This is a genomic window from Psychrobacter pulmonis, from assembly GCF_904846465.1.
Classification (GTDB): Bacteria; Pseudomonadota; Gammaproteobacteria; order Pseudomonadales; family Moraxellaceae; genus Psychrobacter; species Psychrobacter faecalis.
In genome coordinates this window covers 196,214-210,811 of sequence record NZ_CAJHAT010000002.1, presented here as the reverse complement: position 1 = coordinate 210,811, position 14,598 = coordinate 196,214, and the positions used below count along the sequence as shown (strand labels likewise).

Annotated in this window: 11 protein-coding genes and 1 riboswitch; of the genes, 4 read left to right on the top strand and 7 right to left on the bottom strand. The window is 44.9% G+C overall.

Annotated features, from left to right (window positions below):
* Nucleotides 1-2: 2 nt before the first annotated feature.
* The 5 genes from JMX70_RS04620 to JMX70_RS04600 all read right to left on the bottom strand — a co-directional run bounded on the left by JMX70_RS04620 (nt 3) and on the right by JMX70_RS04600 (nt 5,630).
* Entirely contained in the window at nt 3-944 is a 942-nt protein-coding gene (locus tag JMX70_RS04620) for a hypothetical protein (RefSeq protein ID WP_201589985.1), read from the bottom strand.
* Between the two features lie 71 nt (nt 945-1,015).
* Nucleotides 1,016-1,972, bottom strand: a complete 957-nt coding sequence (locus tag JMX70_RS04615; RefSeq protein ID WP_201589983.1) for a uroporphyrinogen-III synthase — start codon at nt 1,970-1,972, stop codon at nt 1,016-1,018.
* Nucleotides 1,973-2,093: 121 nt separating this feature from the next.
* The gene (gene hemC / locus JMX70_RS04610; protein ID WP_201589981.1) at nt 2,094-3,131 is read right to left on the bottom strand and encodes a hydroxymethylbilane synthase; all 1,038 of its coding nucleotides are present in this window, start codon (nt 3,129-3,131) and stop codon (nt 2,094-2,096) included.
* Between the two features lie 421 nt (nt 3,132-3,552).
* Complete coding sequence (locus JMX70_RS04605) at nt 3,553-4,290, bottom strand: LytR/AlgR family response regulator transcription factor (RefSeq protein WP_068407854.1); 738 nt, start codon at nt 4,288-4,290, stop codon at nt 3,553-3,555.
* Nucleotides 4,291-4,583: 293 nt separating this feature from the next.
* A complete protein-coding gene (locus JMX70_RS04600) occupies nt 4,584-5,630 on the bottom strand; it encodes a sensor histidine kinase (RefSeq protein ID WP_227671165.1) in 1,047 nt (348 codons plus the stop codon).
* Nucleotides 5,631-5,848: 218 nt separating this feature from the next.
* Here JMX70_RS04600 and argH point away from each other — a divergent pair, with 218 nt between their 5' ends.
* The 3 genes from argH to thiC all read left to right on the top strand — a co-directional run bounded on the left by argH (nt 5,849) and on the right by thiC (nt 10,279).
* Entirely contained in the window at nt 5,849-7,222 is a 1,374-nt protein-coding gene (gene argH, locus JMX70_RS04595) for an argininosuccinate lyase (RefSeq protein ID WP_201590591.1), read from the top strand.
* Between the two features lie 238 nt (nt 7,223-7,460).
* Nucleotides 7,461-7,751 (top strand): oxidative damage protection protein, encoded by a 291-nt coding sequence (locus JMX70_RS04590; RefSeq protein WP_068407860.1) that lies wholly within the window; start codon nt 7,461-7,463, stop codon nt 7,749-7,751.
* A gap of 168 nt (nt 7,752-7,919) precedes the next feature.
* A riboswitch (TPP riboswitch) is annotated at nt 7,920-8,043 on the top strand.
* A gap of 262 nt (nt 8,044-8,305) precedes the next feature.
* The gene (gene thiC, locus JMX70_RS04585; RefSeq protein WP_227671164.1) at nt 8,306-10,279 is read left to right on the top strand and encodes a phosphomethylpyrimidine synthase ThiC; all 1,974 of its coding nucleotides are present in this window, start codon (nt 8,306-8,308) and stop codon (nt 10,277-10,279) included.
* Between the two features lie 86 nt (nt 10,280-10,365).
* Here the strand turns inward: thiC and JMX70_RS04580 are convergent, their stop codons facing one another.
* A complete protein-coding gene (locus JMX70_RS04580; RefSeq protein ID WP_201589977.1) occupies nt 10,366-11,256 on the bottom strand; it encodes a fructose bisphosphate aldolase in 891 nt (296 codons plus the stop codon).
* 160 nt (nt 11,257-11,416) lie between these two features.
* On the bottom strand, nt 11,417-12,265 hold the full coding sequence (locus tag JMX70_RS04575; RefSeq protein ID WP_201589974.1) for an EamA/RhaT family transporter: 849 nt from the start codon (nt 12,263-12,265) through the stop codon (nt 11,417-11,419).
* Between the two features lie 328 nt (nt 12,266-12,593).
* Here JMX70_RS04575 and JMX70_RS04570 point away from each other — a divergent pair, with 328 nt between their 5' ends.
* Nucleotides 12,594-14,543 (top strand): ABC transporter ATP-binding protein, encoded by a 1,950-nt coding sequence (locus tag JMX70_RS04570; protein WP_201589971.1) that lies wholly within the window; start codon nt 12,594-12,596, stop codon nt 14,541-14,543.
* Nucleotides 14,544-14,598 lie beyond the last annotated feature (55 nt).

Sequence of the window (14,598 nt, the reverse complement as noted above, 5' to 3'; positions counted from 1 at the left end):
AATTAACGCTTAGGCTTATCTAAAATTTGCGTGGTCAATAATGGCGTTGGCTGTGGCGCCGTGGCAATCAGGCGATCTAACCAGTCAACAACTTCTGCGATATTATGAGGGGCAGATTTGGTTTGATCTTTATCTTTAGAAGTTGCGTTGCTCGTTGTTTGAGCGTTTTTATTATCGGTAGCGGATTTTGACGCAGACGTATCTACTAAGGTTTGTAGCTGTTTACGTGCTTGCCGCAGATAGCCAACCAGCTGATCTTTTTCACGCATATTGCTTGCTTGACTGGCAAGGTTTAAAGTCATAATCACTTCATGAATGATAAGCTCTTTACGGGTTATGCCGACATCGTTAGCGCTAGCATTAGACGCGTTAGTTGTAAGAGCAGGACGCTGATAACTATGCAAAAACGCTTGGATATTTTGAATGGCTAAGTTTTGTAGCTGCCAAGGACTCGGCTGCGAGCTTCTTGCTTGCAAGCGTTCTATGTCTTTCATCAAACTTTGCTTGATTACCACGGTAAGCGCAGGGGCAACCTCATTACTGCTTTGAGACAGTTGCCAATGCAGACCGCGCAACAACTCAATCGCCGCACTCTCGTTATTATCCGCCAATAATCTATCGGCCGCCTGTATCTGAATGCGCAACAAATCAAGCTGGTTTTGCGCTTGGCTATTAGCAGCGACGCGCGGCTCTGGCAGCGTCTGCTGACTCATCGCAAAGATGCGATCGTCCATCTCATTTAGGCGGCTGACGACTTGCTCATTACTTTGCAAGCGCTCATTTATACTGCGCTCAAAGCGCTGTTGACTAATAAACAACCACAGCAGAGCAGCAATAAGCAATAATATGACCAGCCATTGCAAACGTACCAAAAACATATTTGCTTGCCGGCGCTGCTGAATAGCAGAAGGCTCCTTAGCTAACGAGTCAGAATTCATGGACATAAGGCAGCACCGTTGGTGAATAATTTTTTAAGCAAATATAAAATAAATGGCTTGAGAAAAGGAAGTGTTTTTTAACTGCAACCAACTAGCGGTGTATGGATTGCCGCAACAATGGTTTCGGGCGCCAAATCTTCCACGCGCCAATAACTTAAATCCTGACTAGCAACCATATTGGCTAAGCGCTCACCTAGTACGACATAAGCAAAATCGTTGAGTTGCAGCGGCGCACGGTTTGATTTTTCTGCATTGGCTTTTTGCGCTGCCACCTCTGTAACAATCGCTTGCCAATGCTCAAACGCTGTGCCACTACTGACAATCACGATGGGTCTGGGCTGCTCAGACTTTTGGCTAAGATACTGGGCGTACCATTCTTTATACTGCGCCATAGCATCATTGGGCATTTTGCGCTCATACCAAGCGATGCTATCAATATGGACACCGCGCGCCTGTAAGGTATTGACCAATAAACGCCGCCCGCCAAGCCCGCGCCATACCAACAGCTTATCACCAGCCTGCAGGCTGTCAATTTCTGGCATCGCTAACATACCTTCATTATTAGCAATCAGAGGCTGCAGTACTTGATAATTCGTCGCATCGAGTTTAGCGTCATTTAATACCGCTGCCGTGGCTTCTCCTACCGCTATCAGATGGCTTGGTGCTGTTAAACCTTTAAAACTAACGTCTTTTTGCGCGCTATTATTTACCTCAGCAAATTGAGCTTGGCGCTCATACTCAAGCGCCTGCCAAACGGCTAAGCCAGAAGTTGCCGCGGTCGGACTTACAATAACCAGCGCCTGATAATCACCGGCAAACCATTGGCGCATCAATGCCATGTCTTGCTCGGTCGTTGGCCGCGCCTCTAAGGACAACATCGGTATATCAACCACTGAAAATCCTGCCGCTTGCAAATGATTAGTCAGCGGCGCCGCACGCTCAGCTGGGCGCGTATTGATGACCACTTGCCGCAACGATGCTGGCTTATCAATGGTTTGGTTTGAAGCAGTAGACTCAGAGGATGACCAAGACATAAACATACCGTGACAGAAGTTTTGGAAAATAAGCTTACGCATACAGTCATTGCAGCGACTTTATGCGTAACTGGACAGCGACATTTTATTATTATGCAACTTAAAAGTTATCTTTTAAGCTTTATTTAGACTGATAAATCGCTGATAAAATATCACCCGCACCAATGGCTAGTAGCATCTCGGCCACATCAATACCTAACTGATTGGCTTGCGCTTCTTGTTCGACTTGACTGCCAGTTAAGGTCAAGCGCTTATCAGCTTTGAGTAACTCGCTACCGTCTTCTTGACCGACGCGACCGCGTAGCCATAATACATTACCATTGTCGTTATTACCGTTTTGGCCATTGTTTTTGCTACTGTTATCGTCGTCTGCATCAGCCATTTGTAACACAGCATAAGCGGCAATCGGCACTTGGCAACCGCCTTGTAAATGACGGTTTAACGCACGCTCAGCGATAAGACGGATACGAGCTTTGTCATCGTTTAACGGTGCCAGCAGTTTTAACACTTCGTCATCACCTTCGCGACATTCAATCGCAAGTGCACCTTGGCCAACCGCTGGCAAGCAAACATCAATATCCAACTCACTACGAATGCGCTCGTCATGCTCGATACGCTGTAAACCACTGGTTGCTAAGATAATAGCATCATACTCGCCGGCATCGAGCTTACCTAAACGCGTACCAACGTTGCCGCGCAGGGTCTTGATTTGTAAATCGGGACGATAGGCTTTGATTTGACATTGACGACGCAAGCTTGCGGTACCAACCACTGCTCCCTGTGGTAACTCATCGATATTATGATAAGTATTCGATACAAAGGCATCGGTTGGCGAAGCGCGTTTACAATAAACACCAAGCGTCAAGCCTTCTGGCAATTCCATCGGCACGTCTTTTAAAGAATGTACCGCGATATCTGCCTGCTTATCATATAACGCCTGCTCAAGCTCTTTAACAAACAAACCCTTACCACCAATTTTTGCCAGCGGCGTATCCAAAATCTTATCGCCTTTGGTGACAATTTTTAGCAGGTTAATGGTCAGCTCAGGATACAGCGTCAGTAGGCGGTCACGAATGTGCTCCGCTTGCCATAATGCCAATGGACTTTGGCGGGTGGCGATATTTAAGGTAGTCAAAGCAGGTTGCTGCATGGTGCTCATAAAAGGCCTCAATAGATTCGATATAAAATCGCGTTGCTGAATAACAGTTACTTAACGACAATCGCTCGACAACGGTCGCTCAACAACAAAGGATTCATTATCTTTACAATAATGCGAATGTATAGTCAAAATACCCTAAAAACGCTACGGTATTGCTGATATCAATTTTTCGTAGCCTCTGTCTGCGCAGGCACAGCAAGCAAGAAAAATTGATATCAGCAGTGCGTGATGCATTGATATTACTTTTCTCTCACTATAGTATTCAATATAAACGTTAAATGTCTTTAAACTGAGTGCTACAAAAAAATACCCCTATTTAAGCATAAATAAGGGTTTGATGATATGGCAGGATTATTTCAACAGATTACTGCGCTTGCTGCTTAGTGCATTCTAGGATGGTTTACCTGTAGACAGTTTGCCGCTACATATTCTGAATCTTTTCACGTAAGGCCGGTAGATGGCGGCGGCTGACTGCTAGGGTCTCATCAATACCTTTAAAGTGCAGCTGAAATTGTCCGGCATCAAGTGTTTCTAAAAAATCTAGATATTTAATATTGATAATGGCGTTGCGATGGACGCGAAATAACTTGCCTTCAAATTCTTGCTCAAGCTCTTTTAACGTATCATCAATAAGTACAATGCCGTCTTTGTGGCGTACTTTGACGTACTTTTGATCGGCGGTAAAATAATAGATGTCTTTGAGCTCAATCAGCTCTACACCGCGGTGGGTACGCGCCACGATATGTTCGCGCACTGGGCGCGCGGTTGGATTCTCAAGTTTGCGAATCTCGTTTAATTGCGCCGCATTGAGATTGGTGGCTTTTTTTAACGCCTCTAGTAATTCATCTTTATTGGCAGGTTTTAACAAATAACCGATGGCGTTGGCTTTGAGCGCCGCGATGGCATAATGGTCATACGCCGTGACAAAAATAATGGCGGGTGGATGGTTTAACGTTGCAAGCTCTTGCGCGCACTCCACGCCATCCATCTCTGGCATGCGAATGTCGAGCAATATAATGTCTGGTTGCTCAGATTTTACGGCGATAATGGCCTCTATGCCGGTTTTTGCCTGGGCAACCACTTCATGACCTGACTCTTTGACTATTCTAACCAAACGCTCGCGAGCTAAGGGCTCATCATCACAAACAACAATCCGCATTCAAACTCCTTTATAAGTGCCTACTTATAAATCTTTTAAAGTATTAATAACCTATCAATCTTTAACACTTATCCCTTAGTAAGAATGCAACTCCCTACTTAAGTTATAAACCAACTGCCGCACTTGTGCAAGCCACGAATCTAACTTTGCCGTTTAAATGCTTTAGCCGTGCATAACAGCTTAGACTGTGCAATAAATATGCCACGATAAATGCTTTGTAATAAATGACTGACGCTTACAATTTAGAGAATAGATTTTTAGGGAAAACGTTTTAAAAAGGAAGAAAGAAAGGATTATAAACTGACATCTTGCAGCGGATAGCTAATATTAGTAAGAATTTGTTTATTCGTTATACTGCTTTGAATGTCGGCACTTTGACCAAAATAGGCGCGCAGACGTTGCGCCTGAATCATAAAATCCATATGTTGGCGTAAGTCATGGTTAATCAACAAGGTTTTTTTCGGCAGCTGTACGCTAATAGTAATGTCGACCCGATGCTGCAACCAACTAACTTTAATATCAATATAAATGGTTTCGGTGGTCATCCTAATGACGTTCACCAGCATTTTTTCAATCACGCTTTGTAAGGTTAAAGCGGTAATCACCATGTCATACATGACGTCTTCTTTTGGCAATTGCCAGTTTACTACCAATTTATCTGCCAAGCGGATGGATTCAATGGCCAAATAATGCTCACACAGGGCAATCTCTTCTTCAAAGCTGATCTCACGCGCGCCATTAAAACTGGCACGAAAGAGCGCTGAGACGTGCTGCAATAAAACAGCGGCGCGCTGCGGCTCAGACTCAATCAGCGACATCAAAGTATTGATCGTATTAAAAAAGAAATGCGGCGCTAGGCGAGCTTTTAACACATCATTTTGGGCTCTCAATTTTTGCTCAAATGAGTGCTTTAGTGCATTTAGCTCACGATAACGGCGTAAAAAAAACAGCAAGGCGGCAATGGTAAATCCGGCGGCAATCACCGTATTAAATACAATGATTGAGATAAAGTCCGCCAAGTTATAGTTAAACCAGCCAGCGTTTATCATAATTAGCAAGGCCAACGCGACGGTCACCGCCGTGGCAGTGGTCAAAATGAGTAAAACATACATACTGACGGTCGTTACGCGTAAGCCTTTAAAAACTGGACGTAGATAATCGATGAGATAAAAAGAAGGAATCAAGGCCAAGCTGGTTTGGATAAATCTTGCCATAAACTTGATGATAAACTGCGTTTCATTGACCACACTATGCCGATCGACAATCGCCACAAACAGCGACCAAAAAAAGATTGCCAGCAGCCATTGCCAAGGCTTCATCATCTCCATGAGCTTGGGCATAAAAAACTCTAAGCGCTCCGCTAGTAAGGCAACCTCATCATTTGCTATACTTGAGTTCTTATTCTCTTGACTTGTCTTGTACCGATATGAACGCCAATTCTTCAAATAGTATTAATCCTAATTCAAATAAAAATTCATCTATTTCTGATTCTAGCATAGATGCTTCTATAACCAACACTCCTGCGCCGCAAAGCGCTACAAGTGGTCAAGGTCAGCAGATGTGGGGCGGGCGCTTTAGTGAAGCGACTGATAGCTTCGTTGCCGCCTTTACCGCTTCTGTCGGCTTTGACCAACGCTTTGCTCGTCATGATATCCAAGGCTCAATCGCCCATGCAACTATGCTGAAAGAATGCGGCATTTTAAGTGCTGATGAGGTTGCGACCATTATCGATGGTTTACAGCAAGTGCTGCGCGAGATTGAAGCCGGTGAGTTTAACTGGTCAATTGCGCTTGAAGACGTGCACATGAATGTCGAATCGCGCTTGACGGATATCGTCGGTGCGGTTGGTAAGAAACTACATACTGGCCGTAGCCGTAACGATCAGGTTGCGACCGATATTCGTCTATGGTTGCGTGAAGAAACCGACAATATCATCGCGCTACTGGTACGTTTGCAAAGCGGCTTATTAGATTTAGCCGAACAGCATACCGATACCATCATGCCGGGTTTTACCCATCTGCAAACCGCACAACCTGTGAGCTTTGGTCATCACGTGATGGCGTGGTTTGAGATGCTTTACCGCGATACCGAGCGTCTGGTCGATGCCCGTCGCCGTATCAATCAGATGCCGCTTGGTAGCGCTGCCCTTGCTGGCACGACCTTTCCAATTGATCGTACCATCACAGCCAAATTGCTAGGTTTTGACGGTATTTGCCAAAACTCTTTAGACGCTGTCTCAGACCGTGACTTTGCCATTGAGTTTACCTCAGCAGCTTCTATCTTGATGATGCATATGTCGCGTATGAGCGAAGAGATTATTCTATGGATGTCAGCGCAGTTTAACTTTGTGCAGATACCAGATCGCTTTTGTACTGGCTCATCTATCATGCCACAAAAGAAAAACCCTGACGTGCCAGAGTTAGTACGCGGTAAAGCGGCGCGTGTGTTTGGCCAACTAATGACGCTGCTTAGCCTGATGAAAAGTCAGCCGCTTGCCTATAATAAAGACAACCAAGAAGACAAAGAGCCGCTATTTGATTGCGTCGATACTTTGACGGGTTCGCTACTCGCCTTTGCCGATATGCTGCCGAACATTACCCCAAATAAGGAAAACATGCGCGCCGCCACCATGAAAGGCTATGCAACTGCGACCGATTTGGCAGATTATTTGGTTCGTCGCGGTGTTGCTTTCCGTGATGCCCATGAAGTGGTCGGTCATGCCGTCGCTTTAGGTATTCGCGAGGGCGTTGATTTGAGCGATTTGTCATTGGCGCAGTTACAGCAGTTTAGCGACGCGATTGGCGATGATGTTTTTGACTATCTAACGCTAGAAGGCTCATTGGCCGCTCGTGACCATTTAGGCGGTACCGCGCCAAATCAAGTCAAACAGGCAGTGGTTAATGGACGCGCGCGCCTAAAAGCGTTTGCTTAAAAGCCTTTTTAAAGTTGAAGCTAGCAATAAAACTGTGCTTTAAAACCAGCGCTTTTCTCTAACACCCGCCATTGTGCGGGTGTTTTTTGTCACGCCTAATTTTGCCAGAATTAGATAGATTTGATGTTACCTTCTCTACACCTGATACGCTTTGCTAAATCGTGCAAGCGCGTTATGATAGATGAATACCAATATTCGACACGATAATTTAATACCCCTAATTAATGAGGATTGCCTGATGACTGAGACTTTTAATCCACAAGCCAATACCGTTTTTTGCCGCAAATATAAGCAAGAATTGCCAAAAATGCCGCATCCGCCATTTCCTAATAAAAAAGGTCAAGAGCTACAAGAAACCGTCTCTGACAAAGCTTGGAAAGAATGGCTTGAGCAGCAAACCATGCTGATTAACGAAAACCATCTCAGCATGATGGACCCTGAAGCCAAAAAGTTCTTAACCGAGCAACGCGAGAAGTTTTTGGACAACGAAGACTATGAGCGCGCGCAAGGTTGGACACCAGAAAAATAATACGCACGGTGATTTTATTAATTAAAAAGAATGTCATTAATTGAAAAACTGTCATTGATTAAAAGACAGTGATTACATTAATAACAGCAAGATTGCCTCTCTACTAACAAATAGCAAATGACTAGGCATCATCCCTATAGTTTGTTAGTATGAGACTGATTTACAACACTGACAGACTCGGGGTGCGGTGTATGACAAGCTTAGTTTATAAGGTTGTCATACATTCGCTGAGAGATCACCCGCCGAACCTGATGCGGTTAGTACCGACGCAGGGAAGTCTTAAGACTATGTTTTATATACAAAGGGCGCGCAGAAATGCCTTTTTATTATTGTTCATACTTTATATGCTAGCGTTTTTACGCGGCCATGAAGCAAGCAATAAAAAGCGGCGCCTACCAATCATTTAACATGGCATTAGATTAATTTTCAATGAAAGTTGAATTTAATAATAGTGCACGTGTTTGATTATTGAATTTGTCTATCTTGCATCGTCTTGCCCCGCAGCTACTGGCGGTGTTGCTTTTATTCAATAAACCAACACGCTAGGACAGCATATGAACCTCACACAAAATACTTCAACTCCTATTGTCAAAACTTCTGACAAAAAAGCCGACGCCCTCAAAACGCCTGCTCACCGTACCGCCAATGATGCGCGGTTTGAAGAAGACGCCCGCGACTTACACCGCATCTTACCCGCTTCTAAAAAAGTCTATATCGGGGGCTCACGTCCTGACATTCAAGTACCGATGCGCGAGATCACCCTTGACCCTACCCCCATACAAGGGGCAAGCGAGTCCGAATGGGAACAAAACCCACCATTTTATGTTTATGACACTTCTGGTGTTTACACCGACCCCAATGCCGACATTGATTTGACCCGTGGTTTGCCCAAATTGCGTGAAGGCTGGATAGCTGAGCGCGGTGATACCGAGCAATTAAGTGGCTTATCTAGCTCATACGGACAAGCGCGCGCCCGTGATATCAGTACCACTAATTTAAGATTTGCGCATATCGATAAACCACGTCGTGCCTTAGTAGGAAAGAATGTCACGCAAATGCACTACGCACGTCGCGGCATTATTACTCCTGAAATGGAATATATCGCCATTCGTGAGACGCAAAAACAGCATGAACTGACCGATATGCGCCAACATGACGGCGAGAGCTTCGGTGCCAATACGCCAAAAATCATCACCCCTGAGTTTGTCCGTGATGAAGTTGCCGCAGGCCGCGCCATTATCCCCAATAATATTAATCACCCAGAATCTGAGCCGATGATTATCGGGCGTAACTTCTTGGTGAAAATTAACGCCAATATCGGCAATTCAGCGCTCGGCTCATCTATCGATGAAGAAGTGTCAAAAATGACCTGGGCAACGCGCTGGGGCGCCGATACTATTATGGATTTATCGACAGGCAACCATATCCATGAAACTCGTGAATGGTTGATTCGTAACTCGCCAGTGCCAATTGGTACCGTGCCTATTTATCAAGCCTTAGAGAAAGTCGATGGCGTTGCCGAAGATTTAACTTGGGAGATTTTCCGCGATACCTTGATTGAGCAAGCCGAGCAAGGCGTTGATTACTTTACCATTCACGCCGGTGTACTGCTACGTTATGTACCTCTAACCGCCAATCGCTTGACAGGCATCGTCTCGCGTGGCGGCTCTATCATGGCGCAGTGGTGCCTTGCCCATCATCAAGAAAGCTTTTTATATACCCATTTTGAAGACATCTGCGAGATTATGAAGCAATATGATGTGGCATTTAGTTTAGGCGATGGCTTACGTCCGGGCTGCTTGCAAGATGCCAATGATGAAGCGCAATTTGGTGAGCTACGTACCCTTGGTGAGTTGACGCAGGTTGCATGGAAGCACGATGTGCAGGTGATGATTGAAGGCCCTGGACACGTGGCGATGAACCGTATTAAAGAAAATATGGACTTACAGCTTGAGCTATGTAGCGACGCGCCTTTTTATACTTTAGGGCCATTAACCACTGATATTGCGCCTGGTTATGACCATATCACCAGTGCCATTGGGGCGGCAATGATTGGCTGGTTTGGCACAGCGATGCTCTGTTATGTGACGCCAAAGGAGCACTTAGGTTTGCCCAATAAAAAAGACGTCAAGGACGGTATCATCACTTATAAAATCGCCGCTCATGCTGCCGACCTTGCTAAAGGCCATCCGGGCGCACAAGCACGTGACAATGCCTTGTCCAAAGCGCGTTTTGAGTTCCGCTGGGATGATCAGTTTAATCTGGCGCTCGATCCTGATACGGCGCGTGAATATCATGACGAAACACTGCCAAAAGACGCCCATAAGTCGGCGCACTTTTGCTCAATGTGCGGACCGAAGTTTTGCTCGATGAAAATCACTCAAAACGTGCGCGAGTATGCTAAAGGTTTAGATGCAAAAGAGAATCTAAGCGCAGACGTCATGAGCGCAACTGAGATTGCGCAAGGTATGGCAGAGATGACTGAGAAATATAACAAAGAAGGACGTCAATTGTATAAAGAGGTTTAAGCGATTAACGTTAATGCTTAATTCACAAAAAAGCGCTACTCATAAGTAGCGCTTTTTATTTCAAACTGTTTTATCTTTATAATAGATTAAATCTTTGATGCTTCGTAAATCTCTTTAATAGAAGTATTAATCGTATCAGCAAACTCTGCGTCGCTTTGTTGCTTACTTAAGCCTTCGGTAAAAGCACGCGAGAAGCTCGCAATCATACCGGGATTTTGCTTCAATTTTTCACAGGCGTCATGACGACTATAACCACCTGATAGCGCCACTACTTTTAGCACTTTTGGGTGATCAATCAGCTCTTGATAAAATCCGTCTTCTTCAGGTAAAGTCAGTTTTAGCATCACTTGATGATCATCGTCTAAACGCTCAAGATTGTGCAAAATACTGGTTTTAAGGATGATTTCGCAGTCATGCTTTTTGCTACTGTTGATATCCACTTCTGGCTCAACGATTGGCATAAAACCTTTAGAGAGAATTTGCTTTGCGACATCAAACTGCTGCTGAACGACAAGCTCGATACCATCGACACTTGGCTCATAAATGACTGAGCGCATCTTGGTACCAAATACCGGATAATTTTTTGCCTTATCCAACAACAAATCTAGATTGGGCATCGGACGCATGACCTGTACGCCGTTCATGTGTTCAGCCAAACCCTTATCTACCTTTAAAAACGGTACGATATTTTTATCTTCCCATAGGTAATTGGCGGTCGGTTTGCCATTAACCTCGCGCTCCATGGTATCTTCAAATAAAATCGCGCCGAGCACACGCTCATTATCAAAGGCATCACAAGTCATGATACGCGCGCGCATCTCATGCACCAAATCAAACATCGCCTCGTCATTGTCATAAGCATCGCCGCTGACGCCATAGTTCTCTAATGCTTTTGGCGTGCTGCCACCACTTTGGTCAAGCGCGGCGATAAATCCTGAGCCATTTTTTATATGCTGTAGTTGTTTTTCGTATTCCATTGAATGGGTATCCTATCCTAATTAATAAGGGTCAAACGTTATTATAATAAGTCAATCAGCCCTCAATAGTATGAGCCTGACTGTCAATTACCTTATCATAGGACATGCCACCTGCCTATTGTTGATAAGTTAAAATTTTGCCTATTTCACAGTGGCGAGATTAAAGCAAAAACAATACCGCTACACAGCCAATCGCCAATAATAAACCGACGATATTGATATGATTAAGGCGCTCTTTAAATACGCCTACTCCAATTAAAGTTGCTACTGCAATCACGCCGACGTTCATGCCTGTAAAGACGATACTTGGCGACTCAGACAATACTTGATGGGCGCGTATATAAGCATATATATTGCCCATATTGAGCGCGCCAAGTAATAATCCTGCGCTAAGGGCATTGCTCTGCCAGCGCACGCGAGTGCTAAGCAGGTAAACGAGCAGCAGCAAACCTGCCAGCCCAAAGGTCACAAATAAGGTTAAAGGAAACGCCGCGCCTTGTTTGGCAACTTGTTTGAATAAAATATCAATCACACCATAGCCTAGCCAAACGCCAAACAACCAGAGTGGCGTCTGCTTTGCTTGGCTATTTATAAGCCCATGCTGCGGACGATAAACCAAAGCAGCGAGTGCTAAAAATCCTAACAACAGACCAAATATGCGCGTACCCGTTAATACTTCGCCAAATAATAAAAAAGCAGCAACGATAGGAATGATCAGTGATAAACGCTGGGCGGCATCGGTTGCGACCATCCCGACCGATTCAATCGCCCGCCCAAGAATAACAAACACTGCCGGTAATAACACCCCAAGCGCAATAATGATGCCCCAGGCATTGCCAAGTGCGCCGATACTACTAACATCTGGTTTTAATAACAGCCAAGTTAATAGAAATGCCACGGGATATCCCGCCACGATGGTTTGGCGAATATCAATATTTTTTTGGCGTAATATTTTTAAAAGTACGGAAACAGCGACGCTACAGAGCACCGCTATCGTTAAATACATCATCAACTTTATCCTTGTTAAGTCGCAACTTTGCGCGTTTATTATTTTTATATGAGTAAAAAATACTTATTCATTAGCTGATTTCTCGTTTACTAAAACGTATAAATAAAGGAAAGCAATAAACTAAAAGAAATAATGGAATGTAACAAAATATTTCATCTGCAGCAATCTAATTATTGTGCGCTTGATTGTTCAGCTTACAATTAGCATGCAAGCATGAGGACGAATTTTGTTAAAATAACCAGCAATCCTAATAACAAAAGTAACGATTCACGATAGCGCTTAACGGCGTTTATCTTGGCGTACTGCTATGAATGCTCCCTGACTGCCTATGAATGCTTTATTTCGCTTTTTTGAAACCCGTCTGCCCGCCTTTCCTGAGACGCCTATGCCGCTGCCTTCACCGCGCGATGGTATGCTCAAATTTATGTGGGCGTGTACCAAAGGGCTACGCGGTTGGTTATTGCTATTTATGATTTTGTCCGCTGGTATCGGTATCTACGAAGCGATGCTATTCGCGTGGATTGGCAATATCGTCGACTGGCTTGGCGTCTATACGCCGCAAAATCTATGGGCAGAAAAAGGCGATATGCTGCTTTTGATACTGGCCGTGATGATTTTAAGTCCGCTTTGGATTGCCCTATCGTCATTTATCCATTTTCAAACCTTGCAAGGCGTCTTCCCGATGCAGATGCGCTGGCGTTTTCATCAGCGCATGCTTGGGCAATCGATGCAGTTTTATCAAGACGAGTTCTCTGGACGCGTCTCTGCTAAGGTAATGCAAACAGCATTGGCCGTACGCGATACCGTCATGACTGTCACCGACATGTTTATGTACGTCGCCGTTTATTTTATTACTTCTGGCATTATTTTATTTAATTTAGACAGTTTGTTATTGATTCCATTTATTGTGTGGTTTGTCTTGGTGTGGCTGGCGATGTGGTACTTTATTCCCAAACTTAAACAAACGGCGATTGTACAGGCCGATGCCCGCGCGTTAATGACGGGCCGCATCACTGATGCGTATGCCAATATCATGACGGTCAAGCTGTTTAGCCACTCGCGCCGCGAGCTCGATTATGCCAAAAATGCCATGGGACAGTTTTTGGGTACAGTCCATGCGCAAATGCGCTGGGTCAGCTACCTTGAGGTATCAACCCACTTAATCAGTGTGATTTTGGTCAGTAGTACGGCCGGTATCGGAATTTATTTATGGCAACAAAGCGCTGTTGGTGTTGGCGCAATTGCCGCTGCCACGGCGATGGCGCTGCGATTAAATGGCCTGACGCGCTGGATTATGTGGCAAACTGCTAGCCTGTTTGAGAGTATCGGGACAGTACAAGACGGGATGCGCACCTTATCTGCGCCGCAAACCATCGTCGATAAGCCGAACGCTTCTATCCTTAAAGTCAGCGATGGTCGTATCGTTTTCGACCACGTTGATTTTAGTTATGAAGGCGAAGACGATGCCACAGGTTTAAACAAGCATAAATCAGACAAGCCTCTAGATAACATGAATGAAGATGCTGCTATTCCTGCTGCGGATTCTGCAGCGGGAACTTCATACGCCAAGCTATTAGATAACTTTTACTTAGATATCAAATCGGGCGAGAAAATCGGTCTGGTTGGGCGTTCTGGCGCTGGTAAATCAACTTTGGTTAATCTACTCCTGCGCTTCTTTGATGTTGATAAAGGGAAAATCTATATCGACGGGCAAGCGATTGACGAAGTTACCCAAGAATCGCTGCGTCAGCAAATCGGTATGGTCACCCAAGATACCTCGTTATTGCACCGTACTGTGCGCGAAAATATCGCTTACGGTCGTCCTGACGCAACCGATGAGGAAATCATTACAGCTGCTAAGCAAGCTCAGGCGTGGGACTTTATTAAAGATTTATACGATGACAAAGGCAATACCGGTCTTGATACCCAAGTCGGCGAGCGCGGCGTTAAGCTCTCTGGCGGTCAACGTCAGCGCATCGCTATCTCACGCGTGATGCTAAAAAATGCGCCGATTTTGCTACTGGACGAGGCGACCAGTGCACTTGATTCTGAGATTGAATTTGCCATTACCGAAAGCCTAAACGATATCATGACCGGCAAAACTGTGATTGCAATTGCTCATCGATTATCGACCATTGCCGCGCTAGATAGATTGGTGGTCATGGATAAAGGCCGTATCATCGAGCAAGGCAGTCATGATGAACTACTGGCGTTAAATGGCGTTTATGCGCGTTTATGGCAGCGTCAAAGTGGCGGCTTCTTAGGTGAAGACAGTTAATTGAAAACTAACAATAAAATGTAAGATAACGGTTAAAAAACCGCCACAAGGAAGT

Bases quoted from the DNA above. Each gene is read 5' to 3' on its own strand.
- JMX70_RS04620 (WP_201589985.1), bottom strand. From the start codon at position 944: ATGTCCATGAATTCTGACTCGTTAGCTAAGGAGCCTTCTGCTATTCAG.
- JMX70_RS04615 (WP_201589983.1), bottom strand. From the start codon at position 1,972: ATGTCTTGGTCATCCTCTGAGTCTACTGCTTCAAACCAAACCATTGAT.
- hemC (WP_201589981.1), bottom strand. From the start codon at position 3,131: ATGAGCACCATGCAGCAACCTGCTTTGACTACCTTAAATATCGCCACC.
- JMX70_RS04605 (WP_068407854.1), bottom strand. From the start codon at position 4,290: ATGCGGATTGTTGTTTGTGATGATGAGCCCTTAGCTCGCGAGCGTTTG.
- JMX70_RS04600 (WP_227671165.1), bottom strand. From the start codon at position 5,630: ATGCCCAAGCTCATGGAGATGATGAAGCCTTGGCAATGGCTGCTGGCA.
- argH (WP_201590591.1), top strand. From the start codon at position 5,849: ATGTGGGGCGGGCGCTTTAGTGAAGCGACTGATAGCTTCGTTGCCGCC.
- JMX70_RS04590 (WP_068407860.1), top strand. From the start codon at position 7,461: ATGACTGAGACTTTTAATCCACAAGCCAATACCGTTTTTTGCCGCAAA.
- thiC (WP_227671164.1), top strand. From the start codon at position 8,306: ATGAACCTCACACAAAATACTTCAACTCCTATTGTCAAAACTTCTGAC.
- JMX70_RS04580 (WP_201589977.1), bottom strand. From the start codon at position 11,256: ATGGAATACGAAAAACAACTACAGCATATAAAAAATGGCTCAGGATTT.
- JMX70_RS04575 (WP_201589974.1), bottom strand. From the start codon at position 12,265: ATGATGTATTTAACGATAGCGGTGCTCTGTAGCGTCGCTGTTTCCGTA.
- JMX70_RS04570 (WP_201589971.1), top strand. From the start codon at position 12,594: ATGAATGCTTTATTTCGCTTTTTTGAAACCCGTCTGCCCGCCTTTCCT.